The following is an 18,879-nucleotide window of genomic DNA, read 5'->3' as shown; positions in this document are numbered from 1 at the left end:
CGATCCCCGCGGCAACTACGGGCAGATCCCCGTAGATCCTGGTGGGCTCCCCCGTAGATCCCCGTACTGGGATGAGCCGCCGTGAGCAGACGGCTGAGCCCTCAAGGCCCGCTGGGTTCAGGCCAGGGTGACCAGATCCTGGTATTCGGCCGTGTAGAGGTCTTCGACGCCGTCGGGCAGCAGAACCACGCGCTCAGGGTCCAGGGCCTCGACGGCCCCCTCGTCATGGGTCACCAGCACGACCGCGCCCTGGTAGGTGCGCAGCGCGGACAGGATCTCCTCACGAGAGGCGGGGTCGAGGTTGTTGGTCGGCTCGTCGAGCAGCAGCACGTTCGCGCTGGAGGCCACCAGAGTCGCCAGGGCCAAGCGAGTCTTCTCTCCGCCGGAGAGCACTGCGGCGGGCTTGTCGACGTCGTCGCCGGAGAACAGGAAGGAGCCGAGGATTTTGCGCTGGTCGGTGTCACTGAGGTCGGGGGCGGCGGACTTCATGTTCGCCAGCACGGAGCGGCTGGTGTCCAGCGTGTCATGCTCCTGGGCGTAGTAACCCAGCTTCAGGCCGTGGCCGGCATGCACCTGCCCGGAGTCCGGTTCGCCGACGCCGGCCAGCATCCGCAGCAGCGTCGTCTTCCCTGCACCGTTGTATCCCAACACGACGACGCGCGAGCCACGGTCCACGGCCAAGTCCACGCCCCGGAAGATCTCCAGAGAGCCGTAGGACTTGGAGAGCCCCTGAGCTGTCAGAGGTGTCTTTCCGCACGGTGCCGGCTCCGGGAAGCGGATGTTGGCGACCCGGTCCGTCTGCCGCTCCCCCTCCAACCCGCGCATCATCCGGTCCGCGCGTTTGAGCATGTTCTGTGCAGCGACGGCCTTCGTGGCCTTAGCCCGCATCTTCTCTGCCTGGGCCCGTAACGCGGAGGCCTTCTTCTCCGCGTTGGCGTACTCACGACGGCGCCGCGCTTCGTCCTGATCGCGCTGGGCCAGATACTGCTTCCAGCCCATGTTGTAGACGTCGACGCACTGCCGATTGGCGTCCAGATAGAGCACCTTGTTGACCGTGCGTTCCACCAGCTCGACGTCGTGGGAGATGACGATGAAGCCGCCGGAGAAGTGTTGCAGGTAGTCCCGCAGCCATACGATCGAGTCTTGGTCGAGGTGGTTGGTGGGCTCGTCGAGCAGCAGTGTCTGAGCATCGGAGAACAGGATCCGAGCCAACTCGACGCGGCGCCGCTGACCACCGGAGAGCGTCTCCAGCGGCTGGGCGAGGATCCGTTCGGGAAGGTCCAGGTTGGCGCAGATGGTGGCAGCCTCGGATTCGGCGGCGTATCCGCCGTTGGCCTGGAAGCGGGCCTCTAGGGTGGAGTAGCGCCGCATCGCCCGGTCACGGACGGCGTCGTCTGCTGAGGTCATCTCGTCCTCGGCGGTGCGCATCTTGGTGATGACGTCATCGAGTCCGCGGGCAGAGAGGATCCGATCGCGCGCCAGTTGGGTCATGTCCTCGACGCGCGGATCCTGAGGCAGGTAGCCGATGGCACCGGTACGTTCGATATGTCCGGCGGTGGGCTGACCGTAGCCGGCGAGGATCTTGGTCATCGTCGTCTTCCCGGCGCCGTTGCGGCCGACGAGACCGATCTTATCGCCGGCGTCTACGCGGAAGCTCACCTCGTCCATGAGCAGTCGCGCGCCGATGCGCAGCTCAAGGGCAGAAACGCTGATCACAGTGGGGCCGTGCCTTTCCGGGCCTCGGGGGCATCCCGGTATCCCGGGGTTGATCAGCCCATGAGTCTACCCGCCCGGCCTCGGCAGCCCGAACGCGCTGCCGAGGCATCGGCTCTCAGCCCTGCCGAAACCGGCCGCGCAGATCGTGCCGGGAGGACAGATGCAGTTTGGAGAGGATGTTGGCGACGTGGAATTCGACGGTGCGGACCGAGACCGTCAGCTCAGCGGCGATCTCCCGGTTACTGTCACCGCGATGGAGCAGCAGGGCGATCTGCCTCTCCCTCGGAGTCAGTACCGTCAATGACTCATCATCTGAGGCCGCAAGTTCGCTGGGGACGCCGACAAGATGCCCGCCGGGCTCGGGAGGCCCGGCCCTCGCGGCACCCAGCGCGCCCAGTGTCCCAGGGATACCCGATGTCCCAGGGGTGCCCGGTGCTGCCGACTGCGGTCGACGCCGGTGGGCCGCCGTCGGGCGGGCGAGCCGCTGGGCGAGTTCATCTGCCTGGCGGAAGAGCAGCTGCGCTCCGCACAGATGGAACAGCGAAGCAGCCCAGCCTGCGGCGTATTCGGCGATGGCACGATCCTGCGGATCACCGGAGAAGTCCCCGGAGAGGACCAGCCGCGCCATCTCCACGCCGATCAGGGCGGCGTAGATCCGATGCGGCCAGTTCCGGTCCTGTTCATCAGGAGCGTTGTCCGCAGCCGCGGCGCCCTCAGCCTCGCCAGCGCTGTCGGCGCCGACGTCAGGTGTGGATGTAGGCACAAGCATCGTCCATGCCCTGCGCAGGGAGGCGAAACTCCGGTGGAGCTCGCCGGAGGCTCGTGACCACAGGCCGCGCAGCGCCTCAGTGACACACTGGGTCACCCACTCAGGGCTCTTGGAGTCCTGCGCCACCTCCTCCAGCAGCGGTCCGATGAGGTAGCCCCGGCCACTGTAGAGATAGGCGCGCCCGAGCAGGATTGTGCTCCAGATCCCACCGGTCCACCGGTCGCCGCCTCCCCGAACTCTCAGCAGCAGCGCTGCCGTCTGGTCATGATCGTCCTCAGCGATAGCCGACCACGCCTGAGCGTAGGCGCGAGAGACCTCCGAGAGCCGGAACGACTCCGGGCACCGGGCACCCTCAGCGGATTCAGCCGGTTCAGCCGGTTCGGCGGGAACAGCACACCAGGCGGAGTCCTCCACGACCTCGCCCCGTGCGGCGGGCACCAGGTTCACCGCGTGACGCAGCTGGAGGTCGAGTTCATGGCCGAGGGTGAGGCTGTTCGAGGCCGCTGTCAGCGCCATATCGCGGGCCTCATCCCATCGGCCAGCGTGGAAGAGTGCGTAGACCATCCACACACGCGAGGCAGTGAACACTCCCGCACCTGCAGGTAGCGGAAGCCGAAGGACCTCCTCGGCGAGGCGATAGCCGCTGGCCAGATCCCCCGCGCGGCACAGGGCGACGCTCTTCATGTTCAGCATGATGGCCCGGGGGTAGTCGCTGCCCGGGATACCGAGCAGCCCGTGGATGAGGTCGTCCAGGTCTTGCTGGGTCTGGCCGAAGTCTCTGGACTCGACACGGCTGAGCAGATCCCACATCTGCAGCAGGCTGCGCAGGAAGAGCCCGTCGCGCGCCAGTGCTACGGGACTGTCGATACAGCAGGCAGCAGCGCCCGCCTGGTTCGGGCGGTCGTCCGGAGCGGACTCGGCTTTCGCAGTGCTCTCCTCACCGTCTCCGGCAGGGTGAGGTAACCGTTGCGCTGAACAGTCCAACGCCTGGATCACGGGTCGGAGGACATCGCAGAGGTCGTCGCCGATGCCGCACATCGAATACGCCGCCGCCACTGCGGAGGTCACCTCGGCGAAGACCAGCAGAGCCTTCGGCGTGGCCTGCTCCGCACCCTCAGTCGCTGCCAGGATGTCCCGCGCGCCTTTAAGGTCTCCGATCGCCATCGCCTGGTGCACACGGACAGCCTGCCGGAGCAGGCCATCACGCAGATGCGGCAGCAGCACCGAGAGGCTCCGGATCATCGGCGTGTTCCGCACCGATAGCGCCAGGTAGGCGAACTGCTCAGCCAGCTCAGTGGTCGGGTTCACGTGGCAGGCCGTCCGGGCCAGAGCCAGCGCCCGGTCCGGGTCTGCCTCGCGCAGATACTGCTGGGCGCCGTGCATCAGTTCCTCGGCCACCAGTGAAGGGTTCTGCGTACCCAGTGCTAGGCGATGGTCGTGGGTGTGGGACCAGATCGATGCGCTGCCGCCCCATACGCCGCGCCTGATATCGGAGGTGACCTCAGGGCCCTCAGACGCCGGCGCCCCGGGGAAGTGCGGGCCAGAAACCTCCGTCCCCGAGACCTGTGAGTCAGAGATCTGTGGGTCACCGGACAGCACTGACGGCGCCGAGGTCGCCGCCGCAGTCGTCGTGACGGGGTACTCCAGGCTGAGCCGCCCTGATTCGGAGTGCCATTCGAGAAGCCCAGTGTCCAGCAGCTCCTCCACCTCAAGCTCTCCGTGGCCCAGCGCCTCACGGATCTGTTCGACAGACACAGGCTGACGGGCCTTGACCGCCAGCGCCACCGCGTCGCGCACCTGAGGGGAGAACCTCGTCAGCATCTGACGCAGAGACTCCGTATGGGCAGCACCGGGACCATAGTGGGAGACTAAGGCACCCAAGGCATCGGAGAGCCGGTTCCCCCAGCTTCCGGGGTGGCGGGTGAGCTGATCGCTGACGAAGGAGACGAAATGCGGCAGCCCGTCGGTGGCCTCACGGATGATCTCAGCGATGGCGTATTCCACCGGGATCCCGAGCCGGCCCTGAAGGTGCTGCTGGATCTCCTTTCCGCTCAGAGCCTTCACCCGGTAGACCTGACCGGCCAGTGACGTGTCGAGGAACTGCCTCATCCTGCGCAGGTCCGGTCGGCTTCGGCCCTGCATCGTGGCGATTCCGAGCACCGCTCCGCTCTGGATGCTGCGTATGGCACGGAAGAGGATCTCCACTGAGAACGGATCGGCCCAGTGGAGATCGTCGATGAGGATGACCGCGGGGCGCTGCGCCTGACGGAGGCACTGAAGCAGCTGCTCGACGAACTCCGTCTCATCCGACATCGCCGGAGGGCTGCCGCCGTCGAGCCGGAAGAACTCCGTCAGGAGGAAGCCCTTGGTGAACTGGTCGGGTTCCTGCAGGTAGATCCCGGACCTCAGCCAAGAGTCGAGCTCGCCGCCGATCTGATTCAGCAGCGCCGTCTTGCCCACTCCCATGGCACCTTCCAGGAGCACCCACTGTGGTGTGCGGCGCGCGGAGACTTCCTCGGCGGTGCGTCGCAGAGAGGCCACTAGGCCATCACGAGCGATGAGCGCATCTCGAGAGGGCATCCGATACAACTCCTCAGCTGACGAACCAGAGACATTTTGACGACTTATGAGAAGCGTCCATCACTCAACAGCCTTCATCCGAGAGGAGAGTTGCATTCATGACAAAGTGTAACAGGTATTTCCTCAGCCTGACACGTACCGGTCAGTAGGTGTGGGCAGCACGCGGCACAGGAGAGGTCCGGAAGCCTGACACAGGCTTCCGGACCTCTTAGCGATGGCGGGGGGAGACCCCGGTGACCGAGACGAGGCTCGATCTATGAACGTCGGTCAGGGACCTCAGATGTTGAAGCCGAGGGCTCGCATCTGTTCGCGGCCGTCCTCGGTGATCTTCTCCGGCCCCCAGGGCGGCATCCAGACCCAGTTCAGACGCCACTCATCGACCATGGTCCCGACCTGCTGGCCGACCTGGTCCTCGAGCACGTCAGTCAGCGGGCAGGCTGCCGTGGTGAGCGTCATATCGATGATGAGCGCCCCGTCCTCGGAATAGTTCAGCCCGTAGAGCAGCCCGAGATCGACGATATTGATCCCCAGCTCAGGGTCGATCACGTCTTTGAGGGCCTCTTCGATGTCTTCGAGCGGAGTCTGCTCCGCCGTGGTCGCATCGGTCATCAGTGACTCTCCTTCCTGCCTGCTCGGCACAACAGCACATCGGCCGCGGATATGCCCGCAGCCGGTGGCAGCGGCCGGCTCAGGCGCGCACCGCGTTCAGGAAACGATCGTAGCCGTCGGCCTCGAGCTCGTCAGCCAGCTCGGGACCGCCCTGCTCGGCCACCTGACCGTCGACGAAGACGTGCACCACATCGGGCTTGATGTAGTTGAGGATGCGCGTGTAATGAGTGATGAGCAGAGTGCCCATTCCGTTGGCCTCATGGGCACGGTTGACACCCTCGGAGACCACGCGCAGCGCATCGATGTCCAGGCCGGAGTCCGTCTCGTCAAGGACGGCGACCTTCGGCTTGAAGAGCTCCATCTGCAGGATCTCCACGCGCTTCTTCTCACCGCCGGAGAAGCCCTCGTTGACGTTGCGGTTGGCGAACTCCGCGTCGATCTTCAGCTTCTCCATGGCTTCCCGGACCTCCTTGGTCCAGGTGCGCAGCTTCGGCGCCTCACCGTCGATGGCGGTCTTGGCGGTGCGCAGGAAGTTCGTCATGGTCACTCCCGGTACCTCGACGGGGTACTGCATGGCCAGGAAGAGCCCGGCGCGGGCCCGCTCGTCGACCTCCATCTCCAGCACGTCCTCACCGTCGAGGGTGATGGACCCGGAGGTCACCTCGTAGGCGGGATGTCCGGCGATGGTGGAGGCCAGTGTGGACTTTCCGGAGCCGTTGGGACCCATGATGGCGTGGATCTCACCGGAGTTGATGGTCAGTGAGACGCCCTTGAGGATCTCCTTGGGGCCGTTCTCGGTCTCGATCTGCGCGTGCAGGTCCTTGATCTCAAGCGTAGACATGTCTGTGTCGAATCCTTTGCTGATGGCGAAGTGCTGATGCGTAGCGTCTGCGCCGGCTTCTCGGCGCGTCTGTGGGCTGCTCGGGGCGGCGGCTCAGTGGCCGGAGATCTCCAGCTCGGCCTCCAGCGCCTCGGTGAGCGAGTCCTCGATGGACTCCACTGCGATCTTCTGGACGATCTCATTGAGGAAGCCACGGACCACCAGCTGGCGGGCCTGCTTCTCGGGGATGCCACGAGCCATGAGATAGAAGAGGTGGTTCTCGTCAAACCGGCCCGTGGATGAGGCGTGGCCGGCGCCTTCGATGAGGCCGGTCTCGATCTCCAGGTTCGGCACGGAGTCGGCCCGCGCGCCGTCGGTGAGCACCAGGTTCTGGTTCTTCTCATAGGAGTCGGTGCCCTCTGCCTCCTTGCGGATCAGCACATCACCGACCCACACCGTGCGAGCCGTCTCTCCCTGGAGGGCGCCCTTGTACAGCACGTTCGAGGTGTTGCGCGGGGCGTTGTGGTCAACGAAGGTGCGGTGCTCGATGTGCTGGCCGGAGTCGGCGAAGTACAGGCCATACATCTCGGCCTCAGCACCCTCAGCGGCGTAGCGGAAGTTGGTGTTCAGCCGCACCACCTCACCGCCGAGGGACACGCTGATGTGCTTATAGCTGGCGTCCTTGCCGACTTCGGCGTCGTGCTGGCCCAGGTGGACGGCGTCGTCGTCCCAGCGCTGCAGCGAGATCACGCTCACCGAGGCGCCGTCGGCGACCTTCGTCTCCACGTTGCCGTTGAACGCCGCGGATCCTCGGTGCTCGATGACGAACACCGCGCGAGCGTTCGGCTCAGCCTCCAGCACGATGTGGCTGTTCACCCGAGCACCGGCGCGGGTGCCGGTGATGTCGATGCGCACCGGCTCCGAGAGCTCCACACCCTGGGCCACCTTCAGGTGCAGGGCCTCGTCGACGTGTCGGTAGGCCACTGCTGCGGCACGGTCGGCCGGCTGCAGGACTGTGCCCCGGGGCGCCTGGCCATCGGCGAGCGTCGAGACCTCCAGGCCCTCCACGCCCTCGGAGACCTGGTAGGCCACCGGCTCACCGTCTGCACTGTCGGTGGGCTCATCACTGAGCGCTGCGCTGAGCTTCTTCAGCGGAGTGAACCGCCACTCCTCCTCCGTGCCGGTGGGCTCGGGGAAACCGGCGAGGTCGAATCCGGTGTGCCGGTTCGCCCGTGAGCCGGCTCCGGCGGTGAGCTCCCCGCTCTCTCCGAGACCTCCGTGGCTGTGCTCGGCCGCGGTGTTCATCTCGGCCGCGAGGTTCTCGCCCTCTTCTGTGAACCCGGGGATGGAGATGCGGCTCTCGCCCACCTCGACCCCGGCGACTTCCTCCGTGGACGGAGTATCGGTCATCGTGATGTTCTCTTCCCTGTTCGTAGTCATTCGACAGTGCTGGCCTATGGAAACAGTGCTGGCCCATGGAAACAGTGCTGGCCTATGGAAACAGTGCTGGCCTATGGAAACAGTGCTGACCTATGGAGACTGACGGCGCCGGCCAGGCTCAGACGTGGTGCGCAGACCCTTGCTGGTCTGCGCACCACGTGATCTGAGGTGGCTCAGCCGACGGAGCCTTCCATCTGCAGTTCGATGAGCCGGTTGAGCTCCACGGCGTACTCCATGGGCAGCTCACGGGCGATCGGCTCAATGAAGCCGCGCACGATCATCGCCATGGCCTCGTCCTCGGCCATGCCACGCGACATCAGGTAGAACAGCTGCTCCTCGGAGACCTTGGAGACCGTGGCCTCGTGGCCGAGGGTGACGTCGTCCTCACGGATGTCGATGTACGGGTAGGTGTCGGTCTTGGAGATGGTGTCCACCAGCAGCGCGTCACAGACCACGGAGTTCGCCGAGCCCGGAGCGTTCTCGTTGACCTGCACCAACCCGCGGTAGGAGGCCCGCCCGCCGGAGCGTGCCACGGACTTGGAGACGATGGAGCTGGAGGTGTGCGGAGCCATGTGCACCATCTTTGAACCGGTGTCCTGGTGCTGATCGGCCCCGGCGAAGGCCACCGAGAGGGTCTCGCCCTTGGCGTGCTCGCCGGTCAGGTAGACCGCCGGGTACTTCATGGTGACCTTGGAGCCGATGTTTCCGTCGATCCACTCCATCGTGCCGCCGGCGTCGACCACGGCCCGCTTGGTCACCAGGTTGTACACGTTGGTGGACCAGTTCTGGATGGTCGTGTAGCGCACGCGGGCGTTCTTCTTGACCACGATCTCCACCACCGCGGAGTGCAGCGAGTCGGAGTCGTAGATCGGGGCGGTGCATCCTTCGATGTAGTGGACGTAGGAGTCCTCATCGGCGATGATCAGTGTCCGCTCGAACTGCCCCATGTTCTCGGTGTTGATGCGGAAGTAGGCCTGCAGGGGGATCTCCACGTGCACGCCCTTGGGGACGTAGACGAAGGAGCCGCCGGACCACACCGCGGTGTTCAGTGCGGCGAACTTATTGTCACCGACCGGGATCACCGAGCCGAAGTACTCCTCGAAGAACTCGGGGTGCTCCTTCAGCGCAGTGTCGGTGTCCATGAAGATGACGCCCTGGGCCTCCAGGTCCTCGCGGATCTGGTGGTAGACGACCTCAGACTCGTACTGGGCGGCTACACCGGCAACCAGCCGTTCGCGCTCGGCCTCCGGGATGCCCAGCTTCTCGTAGGTGTTGCGGATGTCCTCGGGCAGGTCCTCCCAAGTCCGGGCCTGCCCCTCAGTGGAGCGGACGAAGTACTTGATGTTGTCGAAGTCGATGTCGGAGAGGTCAGCACCCCAGGTCGGCATCGGCTTGCGCTCGAAGTACTTCAGCCCCTTCTTGCGCATCTTCAGCATCCACTCCGGCTCGTCCTTCTTACCGGAGATGTCTTCGACGACGTCGGTGTTCAGGCCGCGCTGGGCCTGGGAACCGGCCTCGTCGCTGTCGTGCCAGCCGTACTCATAGGCACCGATGGCGTTGAGCTCAGGGTTCTTCTCCAGAATCTCTGAGATCACGCCCGGATCCTCGGTGCGCGGAATCTGTTCGGTCATGACAACCTCTCTTGTTGACGCGGGGAGATGACGATTCGTCGGCGTCCGGTGCCGGACAGGCGGCCCAGTCCGGCACGGCGGTCTTTTGATGCGGCAGGTTCGCCGCTGTCATGGCGTTCCCGCTGTTCGGCGGCGAGCCGTTCGCGGCCCACCGGCACGTGTGTGGTGCAGACGTGGGCACCACCGGCCTGAGTGGAGAGCCGCCTGACGTCGACGTCGAGCAGACGTGCCAGCATCTCGGTCTCCACCTCGCAGAACACCGGATGGTCCTCTGCTATTTCTCGGATCGGGCAGTGGCCCTGGCACAGCTGGGTGGAATGCATGGCCAACTGCGGGGCATCGCGGCCGACCTGCCGGGTGAAGCCGGCGAAACCGGCCTCAGCGAGCAGTGCGGCCAACAGCTCGGTGCGCTCGTCGAGATCGGCCACCGCGTGGAGCTTCTCAGCGTGGGTGGCTTCGAAGTCCGCGAAATAGGCTTCGGCGAGCCGACGCGCCCCGGGATCGACGGCGGCGCCGTCGGCATGGTCCTCAGCGGGACCTGGCGGCGTGTTGCGCACATCCGCTGCCGTGGTGTCTGCCGGCTGTGCATCACCGGACCCGCTGCCGACCAGCAGCTTCAGCGCACTGCGGGCGAGGGCCAGGTAGTCATCGCCGAAGGCGTCCTGGCCGCGCTGGGAGATGACATAGCGGCGGGAGGGACGGCCAGCCCCCCGGCTGCGAGAGGAGACCTGCTTGACCTCCACGATGCCTTCCTGGGTCATCGCGTCGAGGTGGCGCCGCACCGCTGCTGCGGTGATGCTCAGACGCCGTCCCAAGGCCGCCGCACTAATCGGCCCCTCTTCGACGACGAGCTGGAGCACGCGCTCCCGGGTGCTCTGCTCGGTCTCGCGGGAGGTCTCACCGCGGTCCGGCTGCCGGTCAGGCTCCTCAGACCCTGAACGCACCGTGGAGGCCGCACCGCTCGAATACATGACTCCATGATGTCCTAATCCCACAGGGGGTGACTAGTAAGGTTCACCTGCCCTGCGCCCGGGGGTCCAGCCCTAAAATGTAGGATGGGCCGGTGCCCATGAACCCCCTGACTCCACCCTGCCTGAGCATGCGTGACGTGCGTTATGCGGTGGGAAGCGGCACCTCCGATGCCATGGGAAGCGGCACCTCCGGGGTGCGGGAGATCCTCCGCGGTGTGGACCTTCTGGCTCACCCCGGTGAGGTGACGGTCCTGCTGGGGCCCAATGGGGCGGGTAAGACCACCACGCTGAGCTGCGCGCAGGGGCTGGTGAAGCCCTCACAGGGGACGGTGCGCCTGCTGGGCCAGGAGCCGTTTCGCTGCGGGGCCGAGCTGCGCGCCCGGGTGGGGGTGATGCTTCAGGACGGCGGTCTCCCCCAGTCCGTCCGGCCGCGGACTCTGCTGCGGCATGTCGCGCGGCTGCACCGGGACCCCTGGCCGGTGGATGACCTCATCGACCGACTCGATATGGGTTCCTTCGTCGACACCGCACCGCGTCGTCTCTCCGGCGGCCAGCGTCAGCGCGTCGCGTTGGCCGCCAGCCTGGTGGGCAACCCTGAGGTCGTCTTCCTCGACGAGCCCTCCGCCGGGCTGGATGTCCAGTCCCGCCAGACCGTCTTCGACCTGGTCGACGAGCTGCGACGCCGCGGACTGGGGATCGTCCTGACCACCCATCTGCTCGAAGAGGCCCAGCGGCTCGCCGATGCGGTGCACATCCTCAAAGACGGCCGAGTGGTGCGCAGCGGCACAGTGGCCGAACTGACCGAGGACGAGCACGGCCGCCGCCTGATTTTCGTCGCTCCGCGGACGTTGACGACCCAGGAGCTCGACTGCGCGCCGACGCCGCTGACGCACGAGGGCGGCAATCGCCCGGGTGCGCGGTGGAGCGTCGATGACGTCGCAACGCCCGAGGACCTCTCCGCGATCGCCCGGTGGTGGGAGCAGATCGGCATGATGCCCGGTGAGGTCAGCTTCGAGTCGCGCTCCCTCGAAGACGTGTTCTGGGAGGTGTCCTCCTCATGAGCAGCCCTACCCACTCCTACCCCGCTTCCCTTGCCCGTCGCGTCCTCGCCCACGGTCTCTATGAGACCGGCAACGTTCTGCGCAACGGGGAACAGCTGCTGGTCTCGCTCATCCTGCCGGTGCTGGTGCTCATCGGCGCACATCGGCTCGAGCTGCTCTCCGGGACCGGCGTACCCGGCATCGACGTCATCACCCCCGGGGTGTTGGCGCTGGCGGTGATGGCCTCGGCCTTCACCGGACAGGGCATCGCCACCGGCTTCGAACGTCAGTACGGAGTGCTGGCCTATCTCTCGACCACGCCTCTGGGCCCGGCCGGGCTGATCCTGGGCAAAGCGGTGGCGGTGATGGGGGTGGTGGTCATCCAGCTGCTGGTCATCGGTGCCGTGGGTCTCAGCCTGGGCTGGTCACCCCAGCCCGCCGGATTGCCCTGGCTGCTGCTAGGTGTGCTCATCGGAGCGGCCGCTTTCACCGCGCTGGGTCTGCTGCTGGCCGGAACAGTCCGCGCCGAGGCCACGCTGGCGGTGACCAATGTGGTCTGGGTCCTCTTGGGGGCCGCCGGGGGAAGCGTGTTCCCGCTCTCCCATGACGGGCCCGGCGCACTGCTTCTGCTGCTGCCCTCCGCCGCACTCGGCGAATCGCTGCGGCAGGCGTCACTGACCGGGTTGCCTGCCCTGATCCCTCTGCTCATCCTGGCGGGCTGGACGCTGCTCGCCGTCCTCGCTGCACGAAGGTGGTTCCGATGGCGATGAACTCCACGCCTGATCCCGCATCGACGTCCGACCGGCGCCGCACCTTAGATGACTCCAGCCCCGGCGGCGCCTCGCTGGCTGACCGGACGTTGCCTGGGAGGCTTCAGCAGCTCCAGGAGCTGGTGATGCCGGATCGGATCACCCCCTGGGCACGGTTGATGGCGCTGCTGACCCTGATCAGCAACACCGGCATCATCCTCACCGGAGGTGCCGTGCGGCTCACCGCCTCCGGTCTGGGGTGCCCGGAATGGCCTCGCTGCACTCCGGACTCGTGGACCTCCACCCAGGAGATGGGCATGCACGGCGCCATCGAATTCGGCAACCGGATGCTGACCTTCGTCCTGGTGGTCATCTCTGTGCTGATGTTCCTCGCCGTGGTCCGGCTGTGGTCCAGCCACCGCAGCCTAGTGGTGATGACGCTGCTGGTGGCCGCGGGGATTCCGCTCCAGGCGCTCATCGGCGGTGTCACCGTGTGGACGGACCTCAACCCCTGGGTGGTCGGGCTGCATTTCATCGCCTCCGCGGCATTGGTGATGATCGCCACTATGCTGTGGGCGCGGATCAGCGTGGAACTGCGCGAGCAGGGCCGGACCGGTGTCCGGCTCGTCGACGGGCAGACCGACGAGCTCTCCCGTGTGATGGCGACCGCCGTGCTGGTCACCGCCGCTCTGGCCGTGGTGTTGGGAACGATCGTCACCGGCACCGGCCCGCATGCCGGGGACCCGATCGCTCCCCGGCATGCCTTCGCCCCGGAACTGGTCACCCGGCTGCACGTGGTGCCGGTCTGGGTGCTCTGCGCCGCGCTGGTGGTGCTGCTGCTGCGCCAGACGCGGCTGAAGACCTCGGGCCGCCAGCGCAGAGCCGTCTGGCTGACCGTGGCCGCCGTGCTGGCTCAGGGGGCGCTGGGGTATATCCAGCACTTCACCGGGCTGCCGCTGCTGCTGGTGTGGCTGCACATGCTCGGCTCAGCACTGGTCATCATCACCGCGACACTGGTCTGGGACCGGTACTGCAGCCGATACGTCACCCTCGGGTTGGGCGGCGGAGGCCAGTCCCAGAGGCCAGTCACTGAAGCCAGCCGCTGAAGCCAGTCACTGACCGGAATCGTCGAAGACGGTGAGGCTTCCGGCGTAGTCGGCCACCCACACTGAGCCGGTACTCGGCTCATAGGTCACGCCCACCGGCATCCCGCCGGTCGGTTCGCGCTGCAGCTCTTCCAAGGTCTCGGCGTCGAATTTCGAAACCGTATTCTCGTCGTAGTTGACCACGTAGAGCGCCGTGCCGTCTTCGGAGATCGCCATGGACCTCGGTTCCTGACCCGTGGTGACCTCGTCGATGACCTCCCCGGATTCCGGGTCGATCTTCAGCAGCTGATCAGCCCCGGCCACGGTGAGGTACATCGCCTCCCCGGCATCGTCGAGCACGAGGTGCCGGGGGCGGGCTCCGGTGGTGAAGGCTACCTCGCTCTCGCCGGTGCTGAGGTCCACGCGGTAGACCTCGTTGGAGTACATGGCGGTGACGTAGGCGGTCTCTCCATCGGGCAGGACGACGATCCCGCGCGGCATCGAGTTCAGCGGGATCTGTTCGTTCTCCTCGGCCGTTTCGGTGTCCACTACGGACAGCGAACGATCACACCAGTTGGAGACGAGCAGAGTCGAATCGTCAGGGCTCAGCGCCACATACTTCGGCACTCGGCCAACCTCGATCACCTGGTCCCAGTCCTCTTCGGCTACTGAATACCGGTAGACCACAGACTCGGCGATGGCCTCGCCGGCGGCGCAGTCGTCCTCGGCCGTGGCTCCGATGTCGGTGAGCTGGTACTGCGAGACGTAGGCGTACTGGCCATCACTGGTCCAGACCGCCTCCACGGGGGCTCCGCTGATCTCACCGGACTGGCCTTGGAGTCCGTGAGCCTCGGCGTCGACGGTGTCATCCAGGGTCTGCACCAGCTCATGGGTCTCAGCATCGTAGAAGGTGACCGTGTGCCGGTACATCATATTATTCGCCAGGACGAGTCCCTCACCGCTGGCAACGACCGACTTGGGGCTGATATCACCGGTGATCGTCTCGACGTGCACCATCTCTGTGGTGGCGGAAGCTGGCCGGTCAGCACCCTCCTCCGAGCCGCTGCCCTGTTCCGTGTCGGCGCCCTGTTCCGAATCCGCGTCATCAGCCGCCTCAGAGGTGTCACCGGACCCTCCGTTCTGGTCCGTCGCCGATTCCGAGGAAGACGATGACGCGCCCTCAGGCGGGCCGGAGGGCTCATCGCTGCAGGCCGTCAGGGCGAGCAGCATCACCGCCGTCGTCGCTGGGATCACGGGGCTGCGCGCCGATCGGCATCTCATGGGATGTGAGTGTAATCACTCCCCCTCAGGGTGCCCAGCACCGCAGATCAGCCGCTCACATGCGAATCTGCACGGTCCCCGCCGCCCGGTCGTGGAGGCACCGGCCATCGGGGCCGGCGATGATCGCGGGGATGACCAGCAGCAGCAGTCCGGTCCGCACGGCCGCCCAGAGCGGGCCTGGCACCGAATGTCCGCGCACCACCTGGATCCGCAGCAGACGTTTGCCGATGGTGATGCCGAGCAGACCGATGAGGATGACGTGCATGGCGACGAACAGGATCAATGTGGCCAACGGGTCGCCGCCGAAGAAGCCTGCGGAGATGAGCATGGCGATCCCCCAGTCGAAGAGCAGGGCGAGCACCCGTCGCCCGAATCCGGCGATGCTTCCGGGCCCCTGCTGCGGAAGCCCGAGCCGCTGACCTGGCCAGGCGTCACCGAGGTCTCCGCCGGTGTCTCCCTGGTCTCCCGCATTGTCCTGACGATCTGCCACAGCACTACACCCTACTGGGCGTCGGAGGTGAGGTGTGAGTAGGCGGTGTTACACGCCTGAAACATGAACGTCACCGTTGCGAAACCAGATTCTCGATAGGCTGAAGCGCAGCGGCCGGGGCTTGAACAGACACCGGCCTGATATGACGAGCATACGAGGAGCAGAACACATGTTCAGCAGCCCTGAGGAAGTCCTGGCGTTCATCCAGGAAGAAGACGTGAAGTTCGTGGACGTCCGGTTCACCGACCTTCCCGGCAGCCAGCACCACTTCAACGTTCCCGCCAAGACGGTGGATGAGGACTTCTTCGAGAACGGACAGCTCTTCGACGGCTCTTCCATCCGCGGTTTCCAGGGCATCGCCGAGTCCGATATGCAGCTGATCCCGGACGTGGCCACCGCCTTCGTCGACGAGTACCGGGCCGAGAAGACTCTGGCGATGAACTTCTCCATCGTGAACCCCCGCACCGGCGAGCCCTACCGCCGCGACCCGCGCGGTGTGGCCCAGAAGGCCGAGGAGTACCTGGCAGCCTCCGGCATCGCCGACACCGCCTTCTTCGCGCCTGAGGCGGAGTTCTTCCTCTTTGACGACATCCAGTGGAAGTCCTCGCCGCAGGAGTCCTACTACTCGATCGGCTCCGTGGAGACCCAGGGCGCCCCGGAGGAGGAGCTGACCGGTCAGGGGCTGGGTCACAAGCTCGCCGTCAAGGGCGGATACTTCCCGGTCAGCCCACAGGACAAGTCCTCCGAGGTCCGCGATGCGATCTGCATGGCTCTGGACCGTGCCGGTTTGGAGGTCGAGCGCTCGCACCACGAGGTGGGTGCGCCGGGCCAGCAGGAGATCAACTACACGTTCAACACTCTGGTCCACTCCGCGGATGACCTGCAGAAGTTCAAGTACGTGGTGAAGAACACCGCGCTGCAGTACGGCAAGTCGGCCACCTTCATGCCCAAGCCGGTCTTCGGGGACAACGGCTCGGGTATGCACTGCCACCAGTCGTTGTGGAACGACGGCGAGCCGCTGTTCTTCGATGAGAAGGGCTACGCCAACCTCTCCGACACCGCCCGCTGGTACATCGGCGGTCTGCTCAAGCACGCCTCCGCCGTGCTGGCCTTCACCAACCCGACCGTGAACTCCTACCGTCGCCTGGTCAAGGGCTTCGAGGCCCCGGTGAACATGGTGTACTCGCAGGGCAACCGCTCGGCGGCGATCCGCATCCCGATCACCGGCTCCAACCCGAAGGCCAAGCGCCTGGAGTTCCGCGCCCCGGACCCCTCCTCCAACCCCTACCTGGCCTTCGCGGCACAGCTGATGGCTGGTCTGGACGGTATCCGCAATCGGATCGAGCCGGCGGAGCCGATCGATAAGGACCTCTACGAACTGCCTCCGGAGGAGGCCGCTGACATCCAGAAGGCTCCGGGCACACTGGATGAGGCGCTGGAGGCGCTGGAGAACGACTACGAGTTCCTCCTCGAAGGCGACGTCTTCACCGAGGACCTGATCCGCACCTGGATCGAGTACAAGCGCGAGGAAGAGATCCTTCCGCTGAACCTGCGCCCGAACCCCTACGAGTTCGAGCTCTACTACTCAATCTGATTCACTCTGATCCACTCGAGCTGACACGGCACCCGAACTGACGCAGCATCACGGCATCGCCCGCCGATCCTCTCCACCCTCGTGGGATGATCGGCGGGCGATGCCGTCGTCTGCTGTGATGCGACTTTCGATGCGACTTTTCAGGGAGACATGATGGACGGCGAACAGCTGCACAGCACTGCGCGAAGACGTGCAGAGGCACTTCCCGGAAGTAGCTTCGATTTCCGTTTCGGCCCCGACTATGAGGTCGCCTCGGTACGCAATAGGGTCTTCATGCTCATGACCCGGGTTCCCGAGGCGAGCACCGGTTTCGGCGTGACGGCCTCCTCCCGGGGTCAGCCGGTGCTGGTCCTGAAGACGCCTCCGGAGGACGCCGAGGCGCTGCGTGCCTCGCATCCGGGGATCAGCCACGGCTATCACATGAATAAGCGGCACTGGATCACTGTGGCTCCGGGAGATTCGACGGAGCGGCAGCTCGTCGAGGAACTCGTCACCGACTCCTACTGTCTCGTCGTCGCCGGGCTCCCCACCGCCGAACGACCGGTCAACCCTGAGACATTCGGCGCTGAGTGACCGTGGGTTGGTTCCTCTCCTGGACTCGGTAGACGACGTAACCGATTGTCCAGCCGAGGATTCCGAACAGCACAAACACACCGATGGCCACTGGCAGGGTGAACCATCCGCTGTAGAGCAGCAGGGGAAATGTCGTCGCGAGCATCACAAGAAAATGTACGAGCGAGCGTTTCGCAAGAGACCACGAGTTGATGCCGTAAATCGGTATCGCAGTGATGGTGACCGCGGCGATCAGCCCCACCACCAACGTGCTCTTCGACTGGTCGGCATCTTCGATGACGAATGAGAGCGCCGCCATGACTACTGCGGTGATGAGACCTGAAATAGCGAACGGCCGCACTCGTCTCATACCTGTGACTCTACAGTGAGAGGGTAGGCGCGTTGGCAGGACCTCGGCTGGGCAAAGGCACATCAAGGTACATCACCGCTGCGGAATGAGCGACGCCATCGGCCTGTTGCACGGAGAGTCCCGACGCCGGCCCACGGCGTCCCGTGCTCGTTCTGGAGTGTGATCCCCCGTGTCGGCATCCCGCCCGCTGTCCCTGCTGGACCTGGCCACTGTGCGTTCTGAGGACACTATCGCTGAGGCCATCGCCCGCAGCCGCCGCCTCGCGCAGACCGCTGACGGGCTCGGCTACACCAGGCTCTGGTTCGCCGAACACCACAACATGCCCCATATCGCTTCCTCGGCCACGGCAGTCATGATCCAGCACATCGCCGCCGCCACGGAGAACCTGCGGGTCGGCGCCGGCGGGATCATGCTGCCGAACCACGCGCCGCTGACGATCGCCGAACAGTTCGGCACTCTGGAGACCCTCTTCCCCGACCGGATCGACCTCGGTCTCGGCCGGGCCCCGGGGACGGATCCGAATACGATGCGCGCGCTGCGCCGTGACGGCTCAGAAGCAGAGCACTTCCGGCAGGACGTCCTGGAACTCAACGGCTACCTCCGCGGCTACTCGCGGATCCCCGGCGTCAACGCCTACCCCGGCTACCGCACCGATGTGCCGCTCTACATCCTGGGATCCTCACTCTTCGGCGCCCAGCTCGCCGCCCAGCTGGGACTTCCCTATGCCTTCGCCTCGCACTTCGCTCCGCAGATGCTCGGCGAGGCCGCCCAGACCTACCGGGCGCATTTCGACGCCGCACAGAGCCTGCTCGGCCCGGAGGCCCAACCGCATTTCATCGCCGCGGCCAATGTCATTGCAGCCGACGAGGAATCCACCGCACGTCAGCAGCGGCATCTCGCTGAGAACAGCTGGATCCGCGCCATGCTCGGCCGAGGACGCCACCTCACCGACGATGACGTCACCGCCCTGCGTGACCACCCTGCCGGTCAGCAGGTGCTGAGCATGCTCTCGGAGACAGTGGCCGGCACCGCCGATCAGGTCGTCGACTGGCTGGACAGTTTCGGTGACCGCGTCGAGGCCGACGAGCTGATGCTGGTGAACCTGGCGCCCGAAGAAGACGCCAAGCACCGAACCTTGGAGCTGCTGGCCCCGTGGCCCACCTCCGGCTCGGCGGGCTGATC

16 protein-coding genes are annotated in these 18,879 nt (G+C 65.8%); 6 read left to right on the top strand and 10 right to left on the bottom strand.

Annotation, left to right across the window (positions count from 1 at the left end; genetic code table 11):
* Positions 1 to 117: 117 nt before the first annotated feature.
* The 7 genes from RIL96_RS11805 to RIL96_RS11775 all read right to left on the bottom strand — a co-directional run bounded on the left by RIL96_RS11805 (position 118) and on the right by RIL96_RS11775 (position 10,536).
* Positions 118 to 1,716, bottom strand: a complete 1,599-nt coding sequence (locus RIL96_RS11805) for an ABC-F family ATP-binding cassette domain-containing protein (RefSeq protein WP_310549222.1) — start codon at positions 1,714 to 1,716, stop codon at positions 118 to 120.
* A gap of 115 nt (positions 1,717 to 1,831) precedes the next feature.
* Positions 1,832 to 5,065, bottom strand: a complete 3,234-nt coding sequence (locus tag RIL96_RS11800) for a LuxR C-terminal-related transcriptional regulator (protein WP_310549221.1) — start codon at positions 5,063 to 5,065, stop codon at positions 1,832 to 1,834.
* Positions 5,066 to 5,341: 276 nt separating this feature from the next.
* Positions 5,342 to 5,674: a metal-sulfur cluster assembly factor gene (locus RIL96_RS11795; RefSeq protein ID WP_310549220.1), complete on the bottom strand. Its 333-nt coding sequence runs from the start codon at positions 5,672 to 5,674 to the stop codon at positions 5,342 to 5,344.
* A gap of 79 nt (positions 5,675 to 5,753) precedes the next feature.
* Complete coding sequence (gene sufC / locus RIL96_RS11790) at positions 5,754 to 6,515, bottom strand: Fe-S cluster assembly ATPase SufC (protein WP_310549219.1); 762 nt, start codon at positions 6,513 to 6,515, stop codon at positions 5,754 to 5,756.
* 93 nt (positions 6,516 to 6,608) lie between these two features.
* Positions 6,609 to 7,904, bottom strand: coding sequence for a Fe-S cluster assembly protein SufD (gene sufD, locus RIL96_RS11785; RefSeq protein ID WP_310549218.1), 1,296 nt, complete (start codon positions 7,902 to 7,904; stop codon positions 6,609 to 6,611).
* A 203-nt stretch (positions 7,905 to 8,107) separates the two neighbouring features.
* A complete protein-coding gene (gene sufB, locus RIL96_RS11780) occupies positions 8,108 to 9,565 on the bottom strand; it encodes a Fe-S cluster assembly protein SufB (RefSeq protein WP_310549217.1) in 1,458 nt (485 codons plus the stop codon).
* Positions 9,562 to 10,536 carry a helix-turn-helix transcriptional regulator gene (locus RIL96_RS11775; protein ID WP_310549216.1) on the bottom strand — a complete coding sequence of 325 codons (975 nt, stop codon included), beginning with the start codon at positions 10,534 to 10,536 and terminating at the stop codon, positions 9,562 to 9,564. The genes sufB and RIL96_RS11775 overlap by 4 nt, the downstream gene beginning before the upstream one ends.
* Positions 10,537 to 10,664: 128 nt before the next feature.
* Between RIL96_RS11775 and RIL96_RS11770 the strand changes: the two genes are divergently transcribed.
* The 3 genes from RIL96_RS11770 to RIL96_RS11760 are packed head-to-tail and all read left to right on the top strand — an operon-like array spanning position 10,665 to position 13,431.
* Complete coding sequence (locus RIL96_RS11770) at positions 10,665 to 11,597, top strand: ABC transporter ATP-binding protein (RefSeq protein ID WP_310549215.1); 933 nt, start codon at positions 10,665 to 10,667, stop codon at positions 11,595 to 11,597.
* Entirely contained in the window at positions 11,594 to 12,346 is a 753-nt protein-coding gene (locus RIL96_RS11765; protein WP_310549214.1) for an ABC transporter permease, read from the top strand. The genes RIL96_RS11770 and RIL96_RS11765 overlap by 4 nt, the downstream gene beginning before the upstream one ends.
* On the top strand, positions 12,337 to 13,431 hold the full coding sequence (locus RIL96_RS11760; RefSeq protein ID WP_310549213.1) for a COX15/CtaA family protein: 1,095 nt from the start codon (positions 12,337 to 12,339) through the stop codon (positions 13,429 to 13,431). The genes RIL96_RS11765 and RIL96_RS11760 overlap by 10 nt, the downstream gene beginning before the upstream one ends.
* A gap of 6 nt (positions 13,432 to 13,437) precedes the next feature.
* On the opposite strand, the gene RIL96_RS11755 is transcribed toward RIL96_RS11760, so the two are convergent.
* Both RIL96_RS11755 and RIL96_RS11750 read right to left on the bottom strand, forming a co-directional pair.
* The gene (locus tag RIL96_RS11755) at positions 13,438 to 14,691 is read right to left on the bottom strand and encodes a YncE family protein (protein WP_310549212.1); all 1,254 of its coding nucleotides are present in this window, start codon (positions 14,689 to 14,691) and stop codon (positions 13,438 to 13,440) included.
* A gap of 55 nt (positions 14,692 to 14,746) precedes the next feature.
* Complete coding sequence (locus RIL96_RS11750; protein WP_310549211.1) at positions 14,747 to 15,181, bottom strand: RDD family protein; 435 nt, start codon at positions 15,179 to 15,181, stop codon at positions 14,747 to 14,749.
* A 169-nt stretch (positions 15,182 to 15,350) separates the two neighbouring features.
* On the opposite strand from RIL96_RS11750, the gene glnA reads away from it, so the two are divergent.
* Both glnA and RIL96_RS11740 read left to right on the top strand, forming a co-directional pair.
* Positions 15,351 to 16,775, top strand: a complete 1,425-nt coding sequence (gene glnA / locus RIL96_RS11745) for a type I glutamate--ammonia ligase (RefSeq protein ID WP_310549210.1) — start codon at positions 15,351 to 15,353, stop codon at positions 16,773 to 16,775.
* A 153-nt stretch (positions 16,776 to 16,928) separates the two neighbouring features.
* A complete protein-coding gene (locus tag RIL96_RS11740; protein WP_310549209.1) occupies positions 16,929 to 17,348 on the top strand; it encodes an MmcQ/YjbR family DNA-binding protein in 420 nt (139 codons plus the stop codon).
* Here RIL96_RS11740 and RIL96_RS11735 read toward each other — a convergent pair.
* Positions 17,320 to 17,697, bottom strand: coding sequence for a DUF3021 family protein (locus RIL96_RS11735; protein WP_310549208.1), 378 nt, complete (start codon positions 17,695 to 17,697; stop codon positions 17,320 to 17,322). The genes RIL96_RS11740 and RIL96_RS11735 overlap by 29 nt on opposite strands.
* Positions 17,698 to 17,866: 169 nt before the next feature.
* Between RIL96_RS11735 and RIL96_RS11730 the strand changes: the two genes are divergently transcribed.
* Entirely contained in the window at positions 17,867 to 18,877 is a 1,011-nt protein-coding gene (locus RIL96_RS11730; protein WP_310549207.1) for an LLM class flavin-dependent oxidoreductase, read from the top strand.
* Positions 18,878 to 18,879 lie beyond the last annotated feature (2 nt).

Source organism: Nesterenkonia aerolata (assembly GCF_031470965.1).
GTDB lineage: Bacteria > Actinomycetota > Actinomycetes > Actinomycetales > Micrococcaceae > Nesterenkonia > Nesterenkonia aerolata.
Note: the sequence above shows the minus strand (reverse complement) of the source record. Positions and strands in the feature narration are given on the sequence as shown.